Origin of the sequence: Petralouisia muris (genome assembly GCF_004793545.1) — a bacterium.
Classification (GTDB): Bacteria; Bacillota; Clostridia; order Lachnospirales; family Lachnospiraceae; genus Petralouisia; species Petralouisia muris.
Genome location: NZ_SRYA01000053.1, coordinates 1 through 18,668, shown reverse-complemented (window position 1 = coordinate 18,668; position 18,668 = coordinate 1). Strand labels below are relative to the sequence as shown.

Below are 18,668 nucleotides of genomic sequence, written 5' to 3'. Positions count from 1 at the left end.
CCCCTATCTTCTCAGCTCTCTTGCAAAACCCTGTCACTATGATAAAATATACATGGGCGTTACCAAAACGGGAAGCAGTTCGCCTTTCGCCCTGCCTCTGATGCTGTTCATCTTTTGAAGTCAGCACAGCCATTCATCAGATTTTAACTGCTCTGTTATGCCCTCGCTTTCTGCCATCCGTTTTACAAGCCTGTCCATCATCTCATTGCTTTCCTCGTCAATTTCTGCATTTCTGGCGTTCTCCCTGTCATACGCCCCTTTGCGCCCCGGTTTACCCAACAGTGCATTTTTTCATTCCATATCTCTATGGACGCACAAGCTGTGGCATCCGGTCTTTGGGCATAAATAAGGAACCATTGCCACCAGTGACGGTAAACTTTATTCAATTTTTGTCTGCTCCTTCCCATAATTTATATACAAAAAAGGTACTTGCTCTTATTTCTCAAGTACCTTTCATATGGATTACTCCATTATGAATTTTCAACTCCTTACTCCAATAAAGGGATACATAGAATTTGCTAGCTAATCTCATTCCCTTTAATAAGTATACATTATCACGCAACGTGAGAGTCAACATAATTTATCATACTCACACACATAATTCTAATAAAATCCTAAACCGCCTTTACGAAAAAACAGAGCGCATAGACTTTTGATTGTTTCTATACGCTCTGACGCTGTGTTACTTATTCAGTTGTGATTGTGATAATGGGTATCTAACATGCATTAGCATGACTTACTCAGTTCATAAAATAGAATTAACAACGCTCAAAAGATAAATATCTCGTTCCCTGAAAAGATAGTTTTCCCCTATCTCCATCAACTAACATTCCATACTCAGAACCTGAAACAGATAATTCCATTCTATCTCCACTGTCAACCTGAAAAGTCACATAATACCAAGTAGAAAAAGTGGTATGGTATCCATGTGCACCAGTCAAATCTCCGGCGTTTGCATGTCTATGATGCGGGACATCTATCCTTTTTGACACAACTTCTGCTACTACTGTTAAGCGTGGAGAATTATTATTTTTATTCCAAGTGCTTATGCCTTTTACTATAGTTACAACGAAGATTCCAATAATAACTATAAATACAAGGATAAACATTATACCAAATACACTAAACCCTACATCAAATCCACTATATCTAAATCCACTATATCTAAATCCCATTTTAACCTCCCGCCAATTATGATTTGTATCACTAATAGAATACCATAGTCATCCTCATATTTCTATCATATTTTCATTAAATTTCTTCCTCCCTCTGCTTCGCCTTGTTTTGTTGTATGCTCTCGTTCTAAAGTTCCCTTTCGCTAAGAGCATACAGATTTTTCCATATGCCCCACTTAATGCAATTTCTGTTATTTTTCTTTTTGGAAATTCCAGCTTTACCTTATACTGTGTGACTTTGATCTCCTTCCCGTCTTTGGTATAGGAATAATCTTCAATCCCCTCCGGGATAAGATACGCATCATAACTGCCTTTCTTCCCCTTCAAGCCTTTTACAAGAGTCTTTTTCCCCTCCAGCATACTTTTTATTTGGCTGTCGGTAAGCGCTGCTCCCATTGCTCGTGATACGTTCATGCCGCACTTATTTTTGCAGTAAGCACCGAATTTCCTTATCACCGCCGCACTTCGGGCATTTTCCCAATCGGCGGTAAGTTTCGGGGATTTAACCATATCAGGAAGTACGGTAATGAGCTTTACTCCGTCCTCTGTGGGGATCATCTGCTTTTTCCCACGCTTCACAAAACCGTCCTTGACTAACTTCTCGATCACGTCCGCCCTTGTCGCAGGTGCGCCAAGTCCCTTGCGCTCTACATCATCTCCCATATCCTCTGAGCCGGCACGTTCCATAGCGGATAATAAGCTGTCTTCTGATAAGAGTTGTAAAGTGTTGACGTGGATTATTTCTGATTTTTTTCAAGGCATTCATTGATAATCAGATTTTCTACTCTGTCCTTAAAGGTTTTGTCAGTGTCTTTGCTGAAATGCACTTTGACGGTGTAAGTGGTATTCTCCAACTTTCTCTTGAAACTGTGGGGCTGTTGCACGTTTTTGGTTTCTGCCATATTCTTTGCTCCTTTACATAAAAATAGAGCGCATAGACTGGTAATGGTTGTTTCGATAAACTGGAATTATCTTACTTGTCTTTATCCTTGTATGTTCTGTAACTCGCCAAACAAGCCAAAGCAATCACCATAGGAATTACTGCATATCCAGCATTTGCTGTTCCGTTAGATGTTAGAACATAGATAGCACCAACAAATGTCAGTGGGATAAAGACGATTGATAGTATCAACAATATCTTTTTCATACAATCACACTCCTTTTTAAACTTCATTCCTATTAGGTAATTGTCCGACAGACTGGAAGTTACCATGCGAAATACCGATTATATTCTCCAAATAACAGAGTTCTTCGTTTGTTGCTCTGCTTGTTATACAAGTCGTGAAATTTATTAACTACTGACACGTTGCAAAGTCCTTTGCTCACTAAGAATTCATACTTTTTTGTGAAAAAGGATATTCCATAACCACCCATTTAGCGTCCTCATTATTTTTAATAACGACCTCGCCCCAATAAACAGACATCATGATCCTCTCCAGCAAAACCGAAATCAGGATTGTCATGGAAACCACAAAAATAAGGGCTATATAACCACGGCCACAATTCCGAACAAACTGCTTTGCATATGTAATATGGAATACAGAAAAAAAGTATCTTCGCTGCTCTGTTTATACTCACCACCTCCCAAAAAGCCAAACGGAGTCATTTTCACAAAAAAATAGAACATGACTGCTGCAAAATATAATACGCTCCCCACTCCAAAAGCCGTGATAATCCTCGCAAAATCAAGCCTCCTTTTCCCATTTTTTGTGGACTGGCTGAGTTCCTTCATCTTAGTCTGTGCATCGTCAGCAAAAAGCGGCATAATAATAATGGATATCATGATTAAGCTAAGAGGCAGAAAGCTGCCCATGTCACGGTTCAAATTCTTCCATCCTTCCGCAAAACCTACCCTTAATCCGGTAAGTTCCTCTGCTTTCTTCGTAAACCTCTCTTTTTCACTTTCCGTATAATTAAAATTGATGCTTTCATCCAGCCTCTGTTTTATCGTCCTTATGCGGTTCTCAAAAAATGAATTGATTTCCGCATCCGATAAGTCTGTCGCTTCCCTATCTGAATAATTCAGAGCCGCCAACTTTTCTATATTTGCTTCATCAACAAAGACCGCTTCCCCAGTACGCTTAAGCATCACGATTGCTTCCTCAATACTCCTGTTACCCGCATTTTCTTTTCCATGCTTCAAATCCCTCTATAGGATTTTTAATGTCATGACTGATTCCCTATGTGCGACACTCCATCGGTAATTTTCTTTGTACGCTTTCGTACATTCGCAGTACACCCTCCGGAATATATACTATTTCCTTATTGTCCTTAAGCGCATCGAACCATCAGAGAAGCCCTTATCTGCATGAAAGTTGATAAATTCCTTTCTGCTATCTGATTATCTGCATTACTATACGTTTGTAACAACTCATTCATGGACTTTTCATTTATTATTTTCTTGCTTTTTTCACTTCCCATCTCATTTGGATACTCGTAAGTCCTGCTCCACGGATATTATCATTTCCTCCAATGTATGTATTGCAAGACTTTCTTTCTGTTTCGTCAACTTCATGCCACTGCCTAAACAAGATTCTTCAATGGCATATACATTCTCGTCAATTCCCATATCAGCATTTGCTTTCCCTGTTTGACAAGTAAACAAAAATATTCCTACTGCCAAAACTGATGATAACGCTGCAAAACCCTTTTTCATTTCCATACTCTCCTAACACAACCTTACCGCCAATCAGAACCGCCTATGCCCCCTTATGATAAGTCCGGGCAGTTTACTTATCCAGAAGCCCAAAAAACTTCTGCCATTCCATATAGCCTTTCAAGTCCGGGCAGTTTATTTCATCATGCAGCCATACCAATACTCTTAAAATTATGCACATTTTCTATGCCTCAGTTGAAATATTCGACATTTCATCCGATACCTCCTCCATTTCAGCATCATCAGAAATCATATTATTATCTGTATCATGCTTTGAATTTTCATTAGGCGCTTCTGTTGGCTTAGAAATTTCCAAACTCATGGTAGTTTCCATTCCTCCGATACTCATTGTCATTACAAGCACCCTTGAACCATCTGGCTTAACAATAATATCTGTCTTTGATTCAGATTCTTGTTGATCTACCTGCTCCAATCCCTCATCTGATACGTCACTATTCTCCTGCTCCATTAATGGATTTGTTGATTTAAGCGCCTCATAAATATCCTGCACATTGGCATTCTGCCTTGTGTCTTCGGAAACAGATGTCTCTGCCGCCTGTTTTCGCTTTTCTGCTGCTTCCCCTGTTTTTTGCAAATGCTCCGTAAAACTTGTTCCGCCTGCGCTTGTTTTTTGCGTCCTGCTTGCATATTGGTATGCCCCCGCCAAAGCTCCATTTAGTCCTAAAACACTCATTTCTTTCTCCTTTCCTGTAACAACACGGTTACGCTAAATTCGTTTTTCCTTGTCCTAATATCCACATCTCCCATGTATTTATCTACTTCACGTTTTACATTGGATAATCCAATGCCGTGCAGAGATATATCCTCTCCTTTAGTGGAAAGTGGAAGATTGGTTTTTGTATCAAATGTCACCTCCCCCTCAAATGAATTTTTTACATTTATCAGATAAAATTTTTTCTTCTGCCTGCCGGAAAGATAAATGTATCTTTTCCCCTCTGCCATTTTTTCACAGGCTTCAAGGGCGTTTTGCAGAAGATTGTTAATAATAACCCCTATGTCATACGCATTATAGCCGTCTGATTTTGGATAGGAAAACTCCGACTGAAACTGTATTCCCTGTTTCTCTGCGGCTTTCTGCTTGTCATTTACAATCACGTCCGCAACGGTATTTCCCGTTTTAATGGTAAGCTCAAAAACATTCATGCTTTCGTCCATATGGTCTATATACTGCTCTATATCCCCATAGCTGCCATTTCTGACAAGCCCTTTGATATTCGTCATATGGTTCTTCATTTCATGCTTCATCTGGCATATGCCATGATAAAACTGCTCCACTTCCTCCATTCGTTCCTGTATTGCGTGAACCTGCTGCTGTTCCACGAAATATTTTTCCTTTTCTTCCTGCAAGCCTATCATTTTCTGATAGAACACGATTGTAATCAAAATCCCTGCATAGAACAGGGCTGCAACCACAGGCACAATCCCAAGAAATACCGGGAACTGTTCATAAAGCTGAAACACCAGATTTTCATTCACGATTAGTAAAATGTTAAAAATAATATTTACAAATAAAATTCCGGTTATCGGTATTAAAAGCAGGTAGCACAATTCCTTTATATGCAGCTTTCTTATTTTTTTCTTCAACAGCCGACCCATGACGCACAACATAACCGAGAGCAGGAGCATTTGTAACACCGCAACAAAAGCATAGTTTGATGCCGCACGGCTGAAAATGCTTTTAGTCATTTCCAAGGTTTCCGCTTTCTGTTCAAGGCGTTTGTCTACAACAAAGCTTACGCTTCTCATAACCAGCGCACTTAATTTTCTGGCACAAAAGAAAAGTACGCCCAAAAGCATCGTAAATTCCCTCTCCATATCCAAAAACTTTGAAGCCGCTGCCAAGAGGACAATCACCGCCATCATGCAAAGCCAACCATAAACAGACGTTGTCATTCCAATAAAATACATAACCATATAAACTGCAAAAACCATAAGAACCTTTTTAATCCTGCTTTTCCCGGGTTCTTTTCTCCCTGCCATAAATGGATAGAAAAAAGCCGTCATACAGGCAGCATATAAAAACACCTGAATGCTTGACATGATATTCATAATCAAATTAAAACCCGCTTCATCCAATATTTATTCCTCCTACTGCATAAAACGCAGATATGCTTTTACAAAGTCCCCATACTTATATTTGGAAAGAGGCAGCTTATCCCCATTTGTAAGCATTATTTCTGTTCTGCTGTATTCGTCCACACAGAAAAGATTGACAAGATAGCCTTTGTGTATGCGGCAGAATTGCCCCTGCAATTCTTCTTCAAGCTCCCCGATTTTTGCATAATATTCCAGTTCCCCGTCTTTGGTATAAAGCACTACCTTGTGTTTCTGGCTTTCCATGTAATAAATATGGTCTAACGGTATGGCTTTGTTTGCCCCGGCGTACTGGATATGCAGGGTTTTCTTTTTCTGCTCCGTTTCAGATAAAATCTTATCCTGCGCCCGGCTGAAAACCTCTGCAAATTTCTGTTCATTCACAGGCTTTACCAGATACCCCAACGCTTCCACTTCAAAAGCGTCATAGACATACTTTTCATAGCCCGTAACAAAAATGATTACGGGCTGTTTTATCTGCTCCATGCCCCTAATCTGCCTTGCCATTCCCATACCATTTATGGCGTTACCGTCCATGCCGGACGCAGAACCCTCTAACTCTATATCCAAGAACAGTAAATCATGCCCCATGCCGCTTGACAGGTATTCATCTGCGGAAGCATACGCCGTAATTTTACATTCTGTATTCTGCTCTCTGATAAGCGAAGTAAGGTAACTTCTTATGTTCTTTTCATCATCACATACTGCAATTTTTATCATATGCCCTCCTTTGGCTCTCACTTAAAATATCGGAAAAAATGAAATTTTGTCTAATATCGATTGCACGAAAACACGTTTTGACAACACAACTGGACTGAAAATCAAATAATGTGTCTTTTGTGGTATTATTTTCCTCAAAATACATCATGGAAATGCCGATTTTACCAAAATCCCACTCATTCATTCTATCTTTTGGGTTTAAAATTTATGGTGAATTTAGATTATCTCTTTAGAAGTTCTTATATGTCGGTATAGCCCGTATTTCCGGGCTTTCCCGGCATTTTAGATATGGGGAGAAGTTCTTATATACCCTTATAACTTCTTAGGTCTTCCCTCTGGGTGGTAGTAAAAGAAGTAGTAAATCCGTCTGCGGCTATGCTGCAATCAGCCTTTCCATTTCAGCCTTTGCGGAAGCGAATGTTGCGTGTGCGTAATAGTTCAGCGTCATGGTGATGTTGGAATGTCCCATGATATACTGTAACGCTTTCGGGTTCATGCCCGCATTGGCTAAGTTGGTGCAGAACGTATGGCGCAGGGTGTGGGGTGTCATTACTTTGGGTAAGGCTTCCTCATGGCACTTGTTGTACTTCTTCGCAAGCCCCGGAACATGGTAGCATAGTTCACATTCGTTTTCGGGCAACCGTCCCGGTTGAGGAAAAGGAAATTGCCGCACCCGTCAATGGTGATCTGCTTCGTTCCCTTGCGGTTCTCCAACACGCGCCCCAACGCTTCATACACTTTTTCACTCATTGGAATTTGTCTGATACCGCTCTGTGTTTTTGGCTTCTCTATGTAGTAGCCTGTTTCCGCGCTCCGTAAAAGCTGGTGGTCTACATTGATTACCCGGTTTTCAAAGTCAAGGTCGGTTTCAGTCAGCCCGCAGAGTTCGGAAATCCTAAGCCCCGTCCCCAGCAGTATGATAACCTCGTCACGGTATTTCTGATAGACGCTATCACTTTGCATAAAGGATAAAAGGCTTTCTTCCTGTTCTCCTGTGAGGGGTACTTTCGGCTCTGTGTCGTCCTCGATTACGGTGTTTAGCTGGAAGTCAAAGGGGTTCTTCCTTATACAGTCGTCCTGTATCGCTGTGTAAAAAGCAGCTTTCAGAGAACGCTTGTCATTGCTTATGGTCTTGTAGGATATTCCCTTTTCTTTCATGCGCAGCGCCCATTCTTTCGCGTCGGACAGCTTCACACTGTCAATGGGGCAGGAACCAAGTTTATCCGCTTCCAGCAGTTTCATCAGCCGTTCGCGCCCCTTTGTGGCGTTATGTCTTACGTTCCCCCGGTGGCGGTTCTGCTTCGCGTAAAGCTCGCAGACGGTCATTTTCTTTCCGATTGTGTCTATCCCGTCGTCAAGGTCTTTCTGTATCTCTTTTTCCTTTTCTCTTAGGGATATGTCGTCACGCTTCCCGGCTGGGGTCTTGTCCGTAGGCACTAACTTCCACGCATAGACAAATTGCACTTTACCAAAAGTATCGGTATATTTGTAAGCATATCTCCCGTCTTTTCTCTGGCTCTCTCCCGAACGCAAAATGCGGTTTCTATTGTCACGTCTTTTCTCCGACATTGTTTTTGCTCCTTTCCGTGTCGGAAAGAGCCTTGATATGCCTAAACCTATTATAGCACATTCAAGGCTCCTTTTAACTATCTTTTTCGCTAAATTGCGTCCAGTGTGTCAATGATCTTTTCAAACTGTTTCCTCTTGATTTGAATACGGTTGCCGTTCAAGAATATCCAGCCCGCCGTAGGGTTTTCCTCCGCAAGTTTCCGCAGCTTGTTTTCCCCAATGCGGAAATATTTTGACGCTTCCTCAATGGTAAGCGTGTACTTTTCCCAAATAGGCACATCAGCATTGTTCATTCTATAAATCCCCCTTTCAAAAATGGGTAAAAGGTTAATGGTGAAAAAAGGGACTGTAATCGGACGGTTAATAGCGTAACCTCACGGGAGTTTCACCCCTGCATGGTTCTCATGCAGCCCTACCCATTGCCTGCGACGCTTTGAACGCTCGGACTGTGGCGGTAAGGGAGTATCATTATATATTCTGCGCTGTTGTCGCCCGCAAGCTGCTAAACTTGCTCCCCGGCGCGGTGTTGGTCGCTCGGCTGTCCCGACGGGGAAAAGAAAACCCCGCCGGGATAGCGTCATGGCGCACCCGCCGTATGGCTCGGCGCAAAAGGGACATATCCGATCTGCCCTATGCTGCGCCGCCGTTATCTTGCGCCGCTTTCTTTGTCAAGGTGCTGGAAAGGTTCTGCCGGGGCGGGTAGCGGAAAGGGGTTCGCTGCCTGTCCTAAATCAGCTTAAACCTCGAATGAAAGGACAGCCCGTATAAGCCGTGACCGTAAACGGTCGCGTATGTCCTCGTCTATGCCCCAATAGGTATTGCCGCGCTCGTCGCGGAACTTTCGCATAGACAGGGACGCTATGTAGCTTTCGTAGCGCTTGACGACAATCGCCATAGCTTCCGGGTCGCCCTTTGTCGCGGCTATGATTACCGGATAAGGCAGTAAGCCGCTTTCAGCGTTTTCATTGTTACTAACCTTTGTAATCATAGGCGTGTTCCTCCAAATAGCGTTTTAACAGCTTCATTGATCTTGTCCGGCGGGTCTGTTTTCTGATGTCCCCTTTCGTAAACCCTCAAACCATAAAAATTAAAATTGGACGTTGGTTTCGGGAAATTTCTCAAAAAAATTTTTGAGAAAATACAAAATGCGCCCGTCTGTAAAATGCAGACGAGCGCAAAGGAATTGTAAGCAGTATTCAGTTGATTAAACAGTTCATATTCATGGGTAGAATTTTCCCCGGCGGTGGACGGGCTTTTTTTGATATGTCAATGACCGTCGGATTTTGTCGATACGGTATGTGCTTCATGGCGGCTACCTCCTTTAGCCGCCGCTTTTAACAGTGAAACCGCGTCATTCCTTGAGAAGATAAAAAGAAACGGCGGCTTTGATCTCTCAAAAGCCGCCGTGTTAAAATGGGCGTGTAAAAATATCTCTGCTGTACAACGGCTTTTTTTCTTTTGCCGTCGTGCGGCAGATTTAATAATTTTTCAATATGGACTATGCTCCGATATAATCAAGAAAATAACAGTAGTGTCATTGCTGAAATCCTTATTTTATCTCGGCTTTTCTGAAAACTAAGTGTGTTGCTGTCAGTGAAATAACGATCACCGCTGCTGCAAACACCGCCGATAATGCAAGTGTTCTGTTATCGCTCGTTTGTGCAAGGCTAAAACATGTCAGCCGGAAAACACTCTCGCTGATGAAGTTTCTAAGGATATTGCAGGACACAAAGCTGAACACAACTGTTACAGCTATTCCCGATGTAACTTTTCTGAGGGCAAAGACAATAAACATAACGATACAGATGTTAGCACATATCTGCAATATGACAACCAGCAGCCAAACAAAATCCGTTACAGAAAATATACTGGTGTCAAACCTGTACTTAACAGCAAATCCAATAACTGTTGCAAAAACATAGGTTAAATGAAGCAGCACTGCCATGATAACGGTAGTAATAGTTCTTGCAATAAATACTGAAAAACGGCTGTACCCTACCTTTATCTCATTATGTATCGTTCGGTTTAGAAAATCATTTCCAGCAAACCAAGCTGCAACAAGTGAAATGATAAACATAAAAGATGTATCGCAAATCGAAAGAGAAAACACTGTTGCTGTATCAAGATTTTCCGGGAGTTTAAGAAGTCCAAGGAAAAATCCTGCTGCTGCAAGAACAATCGCCGCAAGATACATGATAATAAATCTTTTCGCTTTGTATTTTTCAATGATTAGCTGATTATACATTGCTGTCACCTCCCGTAATGCTAAGGAAGTATTCTTCAAGGCTTTGCCCCGTAACGGAAAGTTTTTTGTCAAGTTCATCATGGGTGATCGACTTAATTATCCTCCCCTTATGGATAATATAATAATCAGTGGCGAGCAGATAAAGTTCGTTAAGGATATGACTTGACAGGAACAGTGTCACGTCATTTTCCTCATTCAGCCTTTTGAGCAAGCTGCGCAGTTCGGATATGTTTTTAGGATCAAGACCGTTTATCGGCTCGTCAAGTATAAGCAGCCTCGGCTTACCGACAAGAGCCATTGCTATGCTAAGTCTTTGCTTCATGCCCATAGAGAATTTTCCTACTTTCTTATCCTTAACCTCGGTCAGCCCCACCATTCCAAGCAGCTTATCACATATTTCCTTGTCGGGATTACCGATAAGGATACGCTGCAATTCAAGATTACGGTAAGCAGAGTATTCCGGATAAAGGGCAGGAGCTTCAATGGTACTGCCGATATGTCGGCGCATTTTCAGAATATCACACGGTTTATTCTTCCCGAACAGCGAAAAATCACCGTTTGTCGGATAAAGCAGCCCTGTCAGCACTTTCATTAGTGTGGTCTTACCTGCGCCGTTCTCACCGATAAAGCCGTATATATGCTTATTTTTGAGACTAATGCTTACATCATCAAGAGCAAGGAAATCACCGTATTTCACGGATATTCCGTGTGTTTGCAGGATAATGTTTTCCATTTCGCAGCCCTCCTTTCATTATCCAAATGTGCGCTTGATCTCGTCACGTTCTCTTTGTGCTTCCACCCAATTTTCCACATATCCGCAATCACAGCAGACATAGCGTATAACCGGGATTTTTTTCATCAATGTAAAGGTCGAAGTATAAATATTGTTCCCGCTGGCATGTCGGTTTTGGTTATCGGGAACACGAACAATATTTTGTGAGCTGCATTTAGGACAGCGTTTTGTATTTTTCATGGTATTATATCCTCCTTACGACAAGTGATAAGCTTAAAACTTCAGCTATGACAATGCAGAGCAATACCCATATATTTATAGACCACATACCGATAAGCCCTGCAACCAAAAACATAATCAACGGTACAATATACTTTCGCGGGTGGTGCCATAAATCATTTTCAATCTTCCAGTTACGGACGGGACAAAACCACTCCAACAGGACAGACAAAACAGCACTTTGCAGCGCGATTATAAGCGCAGTAATGATTTCTGTACTATTTACGCCGCTTTTGCCTATTTGCCAGCTAATCAGATACACGCTGTTTACCGCCATATTGACAGAAAAGATAAAAAAACAATAATTCGTGCAAAAGCGTTTTGCCTGTCCCGGTAGTGTTCGGACTGCCTGCTCTAAACCGGGGTCACAGGAAAGCAATATACAGATTGAGGTATTTAGGCATAGAACGGCAAACCCCAGTGGCATAACATTTATTCCCTCAAATTGCCCTAATATGAATGGCATAACACCAGCGATTACGCATAATCCGGCAGTATTCAAAAGATAGTTTTTGTTTGTTATCAGATAGCGCAGCAAATATAAAAATATGCTTCCTGTCCCTTTTGTGTGTTTGATTAGAAGTTTTGCTGATACTGGGTGATAGAAAACGTAAGCGTCTACTTTCAGTAACCTTAAAAATGAAATGAGCATACTTGTAAACGCAATAAAACAAATAATCACCGTTTCCCGCACAATGAATATTGGCGTGAAAATTGCTTCACCCCATAAAATGAAAACAGGCAGAAACATTTTTCTCTTTTTCATGGTATACCATGCAGCAGCCGAAAAACAGCTATTACAGGCACAGAGCAAAGACACAGCAATTTGCAGTACACTCCATTCATGTACGGCAAAGAACAAAGCCAGCACAAGGAATGTTTTAGTAATCAACGTATAGCTTGTAAATGCCAGAACAAGAGAAAATGTCATTTCCCTGTTCCGAAATGGCAGCATAAACAGCCCGGTCATACGGTCTGCATTTCCCGAAGAATTAAGGATTTGCCACATGATACCCATTGAAAAAGCCGTAGCTGTCAACAAGAGAATTGATGGTGCAATCTCTATTTCAATTCCTGCGGTATGGATAGCAAGAAACAGGATAATGCAAGCAATAAGGCTTTTTACAGCACGTTCATACTTTGCGCCGAAAAGCTGTTCCCCGAGGTTTTGAAAAATAATCATTCTGATAATACCTCCCGTATTTTCTCTGCTTTGATTTCCTGTCCGTCAAAACTCCTTTTTATCTGCCCCTGTTCCAATACCGCTACCCGGTCGGACGTAAGGCAGATACTTTCAAGAATATGGGACGAAAAAAGGATTGTTCCGTATTGCCGATAGCTGCTGATCTGCTGGTACAGGTATTCGGTACTCTGAAAATCAAGTCCGTTCACAGGCTCGTCCAGTATGAGCAGTATGGGCTTCAAAGCAAAAGCTGTAATTAAATAAGCCTTTTTCAGATTGCCCGTTGACAGTTCTTTCAGCAAAACATCAGTGTATTCTTCAAAGTGAAAACCATATATCAATTCATCAATATCCGATAACTTCCTGCCGTAAGACGCTGCCACATAGGAAGCATACTCGCGGAACGTAAAAAACTGAAATGAATGATCTTCGGCAAAAACAACATACCGTTCTTTCTTAAATTCCCGGTCACGGAATAGAAGCGGTTTTCCCTGCCACCAAGCAGCTTTCACATGAAAAGTGTTAAGCAGCCCGGAAAGCGTTTTGATAAAAGTGGTCTTGCCCGCCCCGTTCAATCCAATCAGTCCTATCACTTCATTCGTTCCCAGCTCCATAGATAATTTTTCAAGAACAGGTTTCCCCGGCGTATACCACACATTCAAATCATTAAGGACAAGCATTTTCCCGTTGTTCATTATGTTACCCCCGCTTGTCTTTGTCCTTTTCCTTTTTCCAAATTGAATAAGCAGACCATAGAAATACGATACCCAGCGAGGCATACAGGGCGGCAAATGAAATATTTGCTTTCACGGCACTAACAACCGCAGCAGCCAGCCAGACAATACCCAAAATCAATCGAAAATAAAAATGACGCATAAGATAACCTCCATTTCGTTTTGTGTGTAAGTTTCTGTTACAGTCATAGCATACTGCAAAAGCGACATTTCTTCCGCTTTGTCCATAATCGGTAGGTTTTTGTCCATGAAAAAACAGACCGCCAGCATGGACGGTCTGCTTTCCCGATAGATTGATTATGCCTTTACTGCTTCAAAAGATAATGTGACAACAGCGCGGAATATCTGATCGCTGTATTCTGTTTCGATAGTCCCGTCATAGCGTTCAGCAGCGGCACGGACGCTTTGAAGTCCCCAGCCATGCAAAGTTTTATCTGCTTTGGAAGTCTGCAAACTTCCGTTCATTTCGGTAGGTGCAGCACTGCACCCGTTTTCCACCTTGATAACCAGCATATCATTTATGCGGCGGATTGTTAAATTGACAAAGCGAAATCTATCTTCCTCATTTTCTATCGCTTCAAGGGCATTATCCAAAAGATTACCTAAAATCGCAACTAAGTCAACACTTTGTATATTGGTGCGGCGTGGAAATTCAATGTTTGTACCTACCTGTATATTTTGGGAAGCAGCAAGGGCAATCTTGCTGTTGATTAGATAGTCTACGGCTTCGTCGCCCACCCATGCTGTCTGTGTAATTTCCCGTATTGGAGAACGCAGATTTTCAATGTAATGGGCGGCTTCCGTTGTATGGTTCTTTAACAGATAGTGATACACTACATCAATATGATTTTGGAAGTCATGGAACAATTTTGCGTTAGCGGCATAAACATTTTTAAGGGTCTGATAGTCATGCTCCAATAACGCATTTTTTTCTTTTTCAAGCAGCATGATCTTTTTTTCCATTTCATATTGGCGGTTAAGGTTGAAAAATAAGATTGCTACAAGAATTAGCATTGAGAAGATAATCCAAGTTGTCAGCCTATCGTCACTTATGGGTATGGTATTCTGCCCGGATAAAAGAACGGCTCCCAGCAAACCGGCTATTGCAACTCCGGCTATTACCCGTGGTGATAGATTTTCATTTCTTTTATGCGATTTCACAGTAAGAAAGGCAATTCCCAGCATAAAAAGCCGGACAATCCAAACTGCCGCTATATATCCATTTGACCGCATATCAAGAAAACGGTCTGATTGAAAGATAACCCCCAGCCCAGCCGATAGAATAAATTCCCACAAAGCAACCGCTATTTCATAAAAGAAAATGAGAAGCAGGCTCACCCTGGGCTGTGCCGCGTATAGATAATATGCAATCAGTATTACAAAAATTATTTCTATTACCCGTCAGATAAAATTGTTGAATGGGGAAACAGGACAGCACGGTAATAAAGGCTGCTGCACATACAGAAATGACGCTTGCTTTTTTCCTGTTTCCAGCTAATTACTGCAATGTTATAACAAGATACAGCCCTAAAAATATCCGCAATCCATTTGTAAAAAAGAATGAAAGTATCTGATACCAAGTCATCATATATGCGCCCCCCAAAACCTGTTTACCTGTTTTTTCACTTCCTGCAAATGGGAACGGCTGATTGGAAGCGTTTCACCATTTTTGAGATATGCCATGCTGTCACTGATTTTCATAATCTGTATGATATTCACGATATAACCCGGTCAATGAAAATAAATTCCTGTGCTTGCAGTTCATCAAAAACCTGTTGCAAACTTTTTCTAACTTTCGATATTCCCAAACGCGAACATATCATAGAATTTTTTCCACCGTCCCGCTGGATATAGAAAATGTCTTTGTACGGTATTTTTTCCATGCGCCCGGCAGTTTGTATGATATACTCCTTGCCACCCTCTAACTCAATCAGTTTTGCAGCGTCTACCACAGCGGACACCAGCCGATTAGTTAGGTCACTTTTTGGCACATAACGGAAAATAGAAAGTTCAAAAGCGTCAATCGCATATTCGATATGCGACGTGATAAAAATAATCTTTACATTTGGTAAATGAGGTTTGATCTTTTCAGATAATTCCATGCCTGTCATTCCGGGCATTTCTATATCAAGCAAAATCAAATCATAGAAAAAATGGTCGTCTGTAATATCAAAAAAAAGATTGCTGCTTTGTGTATAAGTTGAAATCTCATAACCTATTCCGCAAGAGTGCAGACAGTTTTTCACAATATCCCCATGAGATTTGACAGCTTCCTTATCGTCGTCACATATCGCTATCCGTACCAATGCGTTCACCCCGTTTCTTGTATCTTCCGTCAGCGGGCTTTTCAGCGTCCCTTGGTATCAGCCACAAGCAGCTGAATTTTGCCACACCCGGTATGCGGTTTTCCACACATAGCTTTTGCACCCGTCTTTCTGAAATGCCCCATTTCTTCGTTGCTTCCGGGGCAGAAATATACTCTAACATCTTCATTCACCCTTTCTCTAATCTCTATCAGTATAATTATATGCGTCCAGCCGAATAACTTCAAGATACTTTTTGTTAAGTTTGGAATTATTTTGGATAACTGATAGAACAGTGTAGACATATTCAAAAAGAAAGGTGAACAGTAAAATGTAATAGGGTGAATGAATATGGCAAAAAGACCAGTACCACGATATGACTTTAAGGCTTTTGGGGAAGCAATCAAGACAGCCCGGAAAGGGCGCAAGGAGAGCCGGAAAAAGGTATGCGACGAAATGTATATCTCGCCGCGCTACCTTGCAAATATTGAGAATATGGGGCAGCACCCCAGTTTACAAATATTTTTTGAGCTTATGCTGCGTTACAATATTTCGGTAGACCAATTCCTTTTGGAGCAGCCCGCCGGGAAGAATACCCAGCGGCGGCAGCTTGACGCGCTGCTGGACGATATGAGCGATACGGGAATACGGATAGTCACCTCCACGGCGCGGGAGATCGCAGCGTTTTTCTTTTGTGAAAGTCCGTCATTTTCGGTTTTTTCGGTGTTGTAGGTAGTAGGAAGAACTTTCGTAGCAAGCATAGGAAAAGAGTACCATTTTCCGTATTTCTGCCCGCCCGGTCGGTCAGAAATGGCTTGTTGGGAAGTGTCCCAAACCCTCTATGAGAACGAGGAGCGGCGCCCATGAAAGGAGCGACTACCATACAGGAACGCCTTTGAGATTTGCGCAAGGACTAAGGGCTGAATCTGGAAGAACTGGCACGACTGACGCAGATTTCAAAGTCTGCCCTTGCCAGCTATGAATCCAAAGATAATAAAGAAATCAATCATGGCAACCTTATCACGCTGGCAGATTTTTATGGGGTGTCCATTGATTATCTGTTATGCTGGACAGAAAACAGAGAGCATGCCAACACACCTTTAGCAGAACTACATTTGAGTGATGAAATGGTTGCGCTTCTGAAAAGCGGCCGGTTCAACAACCGCCTGCTGTGTGAACTTGCCACTCACAAGGATTTTATAAAGTTTTTGGCTGATATTGAGGTATATGTGGATGGGATTGCCTCCATGCAGATTCAAAACCTCAAATCCCTTGTCGAAACCGTCCGGCACGAAATTATAGAACGCTACCGCTCTGGGGGAAGATGACCCGCACCTCCGGATTTTACAGGCTGCACACATTGTGGATGACAAATATTTCGGCCACATGATACAGGACGATATAAGTGTAATCATCTGTGATATCCGTGCTGTACACAAGTCTGAAAGTGAAAGCGCACCGCCTACTACCATTGCAGAAGAATTGAAGCAGGATTTGGAGGATGTTGCAAATTTCAGGGGAAGCCTCCTTGAAAAACAGTCTGCGCTTTACTGCAAGCGGCTGGGTATCAATTATAGCAAGCTGTCTGATGCGGAGTTCCGGCAGCTTGTACATATCCTTGAAAAATCGAAATTCCTCAAAAGCTATGTCGGTCAGAGAAAGAAGCGGAAATAAGAAAACCGCTGTTGCATGGTATATGTTTCCATGTAGCAGCGGTTTTGTGCTGGTGGTATTTAGTTGGGAGCGTGACTCGATAAACCGGAATCTATGCTTATATTTTTTTCTTTATATAGAAATATAAAAAAAGCAATCAAAATCACATTGACAATTAAAACAATAATGCTTCCTTCAATTTTACAAATTCCGCCGGACAAAATATCGCTTCCAGTAAAAGTCGTAACAAACAGATTTGGATAGTCATCAGCAAGTGACACACCACCTAAAACTAATGCACCAATTCCATTCCATAAAAAGTGCATAATAATTGGCGCTATAATAGAGCCACTATATTCAAGGACTACTATCATAAGCAAACTCATAGTAAGTACATTTAAAACGGGAATAATACCCGCTTCAAACGCCCCTCCATGCAATGCTGTAAAAAGTATTGTTGTCACAATCGTAGCAACAATTATATTGTGCTTTTGCTTAAGCATTTGATACAAATAACCACGAACAAGAAGTTCCTGCATAATGGTATTTAGAAATACTGCCAGCACCCAAACAGGGAATAGGTTAATTAAGTTAGTTCCGTCAACATGGATAATTTTTGCTACATACATTACCAAAACAGGGATAGCTAACCATACAATCCCTGCGATTACTCCCAATACCATTCCCTTTACTGGATTATCGAATAAATGTAACTTTACATTTTTCTTTTCAGCAAGCCAAAAGATGAGAGTAAAAGCTGCTACTGCCAATAGAGGTGTAATTTCTGCCCATAATCTCCATATAGCTTGTTCCTTTGAAGATGATAGCGGCAATATAGAAACCAATATTGCCCATCCCAGAAAAAAGCCTATGGATTTTAAAATTGTAATACCGATTTTTTTCAAAATGAATACCTCCCAAACTCCAATTTGTCAATGGCTCCATTATACCACAATAATTTTCCTGATGGAATAAACTTTACAAAAAATTCATTTAGTTGCAATAAGACGTTATTCCTCTGAATCTGCTCTTGTTCTGTCCTTTGTAATAACAAGCTGCCCCTGCTGGCATTTTACGGTAACTTTATCCCAGCAGAGAGTCCGGCCTGTTCTAGCCAGTTCCCTGTAATATAATCTGCGGTGGCGTTTTTTTGAAAGCCCCACACCCGTTATAAACGGTCAGTTTGCAGTAGTCCATCCGGCCTGCTTCCTCGCTACCTGACGGCATACGATTTCAAATACATTCCCGTCCTCTGTCCTGACAGTGAGCAGGCTGTTCCGCTCGTCTGCGTTCAGGTCGGCAA

The 18,668-nt window shown here is 41.7% G+C and carries 23 protein-coding genes and 3 pseudogenes; 2 read left to right on the top strand and 24 right to left on the bottom strand.

The window, feature by feature from the left end:
• Positions 1-120: 120 nt before the first annotated feature.
• The 23 genes and pseudogenes from E5329_RS32850 to E5329_RS20345 all read right to left on the bottom strand — a co-directional run bounded on the left by E5329_RS32850 (position 121) and on the right by E5329_RS20345 (position 15,902).
• On the bottom strand, positions 121-279 hold the full coding sequence (locus E5329_RS32850) for a TnpV protein (protein ID WP_275443533.1): 159 nt from the start codon (positions 277-279) through the stop codon (positions 121-123).
• 479 nt (positions 280-758) lie between these two features.
• Positions 759-1,175: a DUF2500 domain-containing protein gene (locus tag E5329_RS20455; protein ID WP_135991205.1), complete on the bottom strand. Its 417-nt coding sequence runs from the start codon at positions 1,173-1,175 to the stop codon at positions 759-761.
• Between the two features lie 54 nt (positions 1,176-1,229).
• Positions 1,230-1,886, bottom strand: a pseudogene (locus tag E5329_RS32265) (DNA topoisomerase); the annotation flags it as partial.
• A 26-nt stretch (positions 1,887-1,912) separates the two neighbouring features.
• Positions 1,913-2,077 (bottom strand): hypothetical protein, encoded by a 165-nt coding sequence (locus E5329_RS20445; protein ID WP_135991204.1) that lies wholly within the window; start codon positions 2,075-2,077, stop codon positions 1,913-1,915.
• A gap of 71 nt (positions 2,078-2,148) precedes the next feature.
• Positions 2,149-2,322: a hypothetical protein gene (locus tag E5329_RS29965; RefSeq protein WP_168356704.1), complete on the bottom strand. Its 174-nt coding sequence runs from the start codon at positions 2,320-2,322 to the stop codon at positions 2,149-2,151.
• 336 nt (positions 2,323-2,658) lie between these two features.
• Positions 2,659-3,264, bottom strand: a complete 606-nt coding sequence (locus E5329_RS20435) for a hypothetical protein (protein ID WP_135991203.1) — start codon at positions 3,262-3,264, stop codon at positions 2,659-2,661.
• Positions 3,265-3,597: 333 nt separating this feature from the next.
• Complete coding sequence (locus tag E5329_RS20430) at positions 3,598-3,831, bottom strand: hypothetical protein (protein ID WP_135991202.1); 234 nt, start codon at positions 3,829-3,831, stop codon at positions 3,598-3,600.
• 184 nt (positions 3,832-4,015) lie between these two features.
• On the bottom strand, positions 4,016-4,525 hold the full coding sequence (locus E5329_RS20425) for a hypothetical protein (protein ID WP_275443532.1): 510 nt from the start codon (positions 4,523-4,525) through the stop codon (positions 4,016-4,018).
• Positions 4,522-5,928: a sensor histidine kinase gene (locus E5329_RS20420; RefSeq protein ID WP_275443531.1), complete on the bottom strand. Its 1,407-nt coding sequence runs from the start codon at positions 5,926-5,928 to the stop codon at positions 4,522-4,524. Before E5329_RS20420 ends, E5329_RS20425 begins: the two co-directional genes overlap by 4 nt.
• A gap of 12 nt (positions 5,929-5,940) precedes the next feature.
• Entirely contained in the window at positions 5,941-6,666 is a 726-nt protein-coding gene (locus tag E5329_RS20415; protein WP_135991201.1) for a LytR/AlgR family response regulator transcription factor, read from the bottom strand.
• A 373-nt stretch (positions 6,667-7,039) separates the two neighbouring features.
• Positions 7,040-8,235: pseudogene (locus E5329_RS20410) on the bottom strand (tyrosine-type recombinase/integrase).
• A gap of 89 nt (positions 8,236-8,324) precedes the next feature.
• Positions 8,325-8,528 (bottom strand): excisionase, encoded by a 204-nt coding sequence (locus E5329_RS20405; protein WP_118349998.1) that lies wholly within the window; start codon positions 8,526-8,528, stop codon positions 8,325-8,327.
• Positions 8,529-8,971: 443 nt separating this feature from the next.
• Positions 8,972-9,223 carry a helix-turn-helix domain-containing protein gene (locus tag E5329_RS20390; RefSeq protein ID WP_135991199.1) on the bottom strand — a complete coding sequence of 84 codons (252 nt, stop codon included), beginning with the start codon at positions 9,221-9,223 and terminating at the stop codon, positions 8,972-8,974.
• A 561-nt stretch (positions 9,224-9,784) separates the two neighbouring features.
• Positions 9,785-10,480, bottom strand: coding sequence for an ABC transporter permease (locus E5329_RS20380; RefSeq protein WP_135991198.1), 696 nt, complete (start codon positions 10,478-10,480; stop codon positions 9,785-9,787).
• Complete coding sequence (locus E5329_RS20375; protein ID WP_135991197.1) at positions 10,473-11,213, bottom strand: ABC transporter ATP-binding protein; 741 nt, start codon at positions 11,211-11,213, stop codon at positions 10,473-10,475. Before E5329_RS20375 ends, E5329_RS20380 begins: the two co-directional genes overlap by 8 nt.
• 18 nt (positions 11,214-11,231) lie before the next feature.
• Positions 11,232-11,453, bottom strand: a complete 222-nt coding sequence (locus E5329_RS20370) for a hypothetical protein (RefSeq protein ID WP_016289120.1) — start codon at positions 11,451-11,453, stop codon at positions 11,232-11,234.
• A gap of 4 nt (positions 11,454-11,457) precedes the next feature.
• Positions 11,458-12,384, bottom strand: coding sequence for a hypothetical protein (locus E5329_RS20365; RefSeq protein ID WP_275443530.1), 927 nt, complete (start codon positions 12,382-12,384; stop codon positions 11,458-11,460).
• A 287-nt stretch (positions 12,385-12,671) separates the two neighbouring features.
• Positions 12,672-13,370, bottom strand: coding sequence for an ATP-binding cassette domain-containing protein (locus E5329_RS20360; protein ID WP_135991195.1), 699 nt, complete (start codon positions 13,368-13,370; stop codon positions 12,672-12,674).
• 4 nt (positions 13,371-13,374) lie between these two features.
• Positions 13,375-13,551, bottom strand: coding sequence for a hypothetical protein (locus E5329_RS29960; protein WP_168356703.1), 177 nt, complete (start codon positions 13,549-13,551; stop codon positions 13,375-13,377).
• Positions 13,552-13,706: 155 nt separating this feature from the next.
• Positions 13,707-14,357: an ATP-binding protein gene (locus E5329_RS30875; protein ID WP_275443528.1), complete on the bottom strand. Its 651-nt coding sequence runs from the start codon at positions 14,355-14,357 to the stop codon at positions 13,707-13,709.
• 636 nt (positions 14,358-14,993) lie between these two features.
• On the bottom strand, positions 14,994-15,092 hold the full coding sequence (locus tag E5329_RS32260) for a hypothetical protein (protein WP_334295750.1): 99 nt from the start codon (positions 15,090-15,092) through the stop codon (positions 14,994-14,996).
• A gap of 32 nt (positions 15,093-15,124) precedes the next feature.
• Positions 15,125-15,715, bottom strand: coding sequence for a LytR/AlgR family response regulator transcription factor (locus E5329_RS20350; protein WP_330572268.1), 591 nt, complete (start codon positions 15,713-15,715; stop codon positions 15,125-15,127).
• Entirely contained in the window at positions 15,693-15,902 is a 210-nt protein-coding gene (locus tag E5329_RS20345) for a DNA-binding protein (RefSeq protein WP_334295749.1), read from the bottom strand. The genes E5329_RS20350 and E5329_RS20345 overlap by 23 nt, the downstream gene beginning before the upstream one ends.
• 161 nt (positions 15,903-16,063) lie before the next feature.
• Between E5329_RS20345 and E5329_RS20340 the strand changes: the two genes are divergently transcribed.
• Positions 16,064-16,444, top strand: coding sequence for a helix-turn-helix transcriptional regulator (locus E5329_RS20340; RefSeq protein WP_135991194.1), 381 nt, complete (start codon positions 16,064-16,066; stop codon positions 16,442-16,444).
• Between the two features lie 170 nt (positions 16,445-16,614).
• A pseudogene (locus E5329_RS20335) lies at positions 16,615-17,386 on the top strand (helix-turn-helix domain-containing protein).
• A gap of 59 nt (positions 17,387-17,445) precedes the next feature.
• Here E5329_RS20335 and E5329_RS20330 read toward each other — a convergent pair.
• Entirely contained in the window at positions 17,446-18,270 is an 825-nt protein-coding gene (locus E5329_RS20330; RefSeq protein ID WP_135991193.1) for a CPBP family intramembrane glutamic endopeptidase, read from the bottom strand.
• Positions 18,271-18,668 lie beyond the last annotated feature (398 nt).

Bases quoted from the DNA above. Each gene is read 5' to 3' on its own strand.
- E5329_RS20455 (WP_135991205.1), bottom strand. From the start codon at position 1,175: ATGGGATTTAGATATAGTGGATTTAGATATAGTGGATTTGATGTAGGG.
- E5329_RS20445 (WP_135991204.1), bottom strand. From the start codon at position 2,077: ATGGCAGAAACCAAAAACGTGCAACAGCCCCACAGTTTCAAGAGAAAG.
- E5329_RS29965 (WP_168356704.1), bottom strand. From the start codon at position 2,322: ATGAAAAAGATATTGTTGATACTATCAATCGTCTTTATCCCACTGACA.
- E5329_RS20435 (WP_135991203.1), bottom strand. From the start codon at position 3,264: ATGCTTAAGCGTACTGGGGAAGCGGTCTTTGTTGATGAAGCAAATATA.
- E5329_RS20430 (WP_135991202.1), bottom strand. From the start codon at position 3,831: ATGAAAAAGGGTTTTGCAGCGTTATCATCAGTTTTGGCAGTAGGAATA.
- E5329_RS20425 (WP_275443532.1), bottom strand. From the start codon at position 4,525: ATGAGTGTTTTAGGACTAAATGGAGCTTTGGCGGGGGCATACCAATAT.
- E5329_RS20415 (WP_135991201.1), bottom strand. From the start codon at position 6,666: ATGATAAAAATTGCAGTATGTGATGATGAAAAGAACATAAGAAGTTAC.
- E5329_RS20405 (WP_118349998.1), bottom strand. From the start codon at position 8,528: ATGAACAATGCTGATGTGCCTATTTGGGAAAAGTACACGCTTACCATT.
- E5329_RS20390 (WP_135991199.1), bottom strand. From the start codon at position 9,223: ATGATTACAAAGGTTAGTAACAATGAAAACGCTGAAAGCGGCTTACTG.
- E5329_RS20380 (WP_135991198.1), bottom strand. From the start codon at position 10,480: ATGTATAATCAGCTAATCATTGAAAAATACAAAGCGAAAAGATTTATT.
- E5329_RS20375 (WP_135991197.1), bottom strand. From the start codon at position 11,213: ATGGAAAACATTATCCTGCAAACACACGGAATATCCGTGAAATACGGT.
- E5329_RS20370 (WP_016289120.1), bottom strand. From the start codon at position 11,453: ATGAAAAATACAAAACGCTGTCCTAAATGCAGCTCACAAAATATTGTT.
- E5329_RS20360 (WP_135991195.1), bottom strand. From the start codon at position 13,370: ATGAACAACGGGAAAATGCTTGTCCTTAATGATTTGAATGTGTGGTAT.
- E5329_RS29960 (WP_168356703.1), bottom strand. From the start codon at position 13,551: ATGCGTCATTTTTATTTTCGATTGATTTTGGGTATTGTCTGGCTGGCT.
- E5329_RS30875 (WP_275443528.1), bottom strand. From the start codon at position 14,357: ATGCTGCTTGAAAAAGAAAAAAATGCGTTATTGGAGCATGACTATCAG.
- E5329_RS32260 (WP_334295750.1), bottom strand. From the start codon at position 15,092: ATGGCATATCTCAAAAATGGTGAAACGCTTCCAATCAGCCGTTCCCAT.
- E5329_RS20345 (WP_334295749.1), bottom strand. From the start codon at position 15,902: ATGAAGATGTTAGAGTATATTTCTGCCCCGGAAGCAACGAAGAAATGG.
- E5329_RS20340 (WP_135991194.1), top strand. From the start codon at position 16,064: ATGGCAAAAAGACCAGTACCACGATATGACTTTAAGGCTTTTGGGGAA.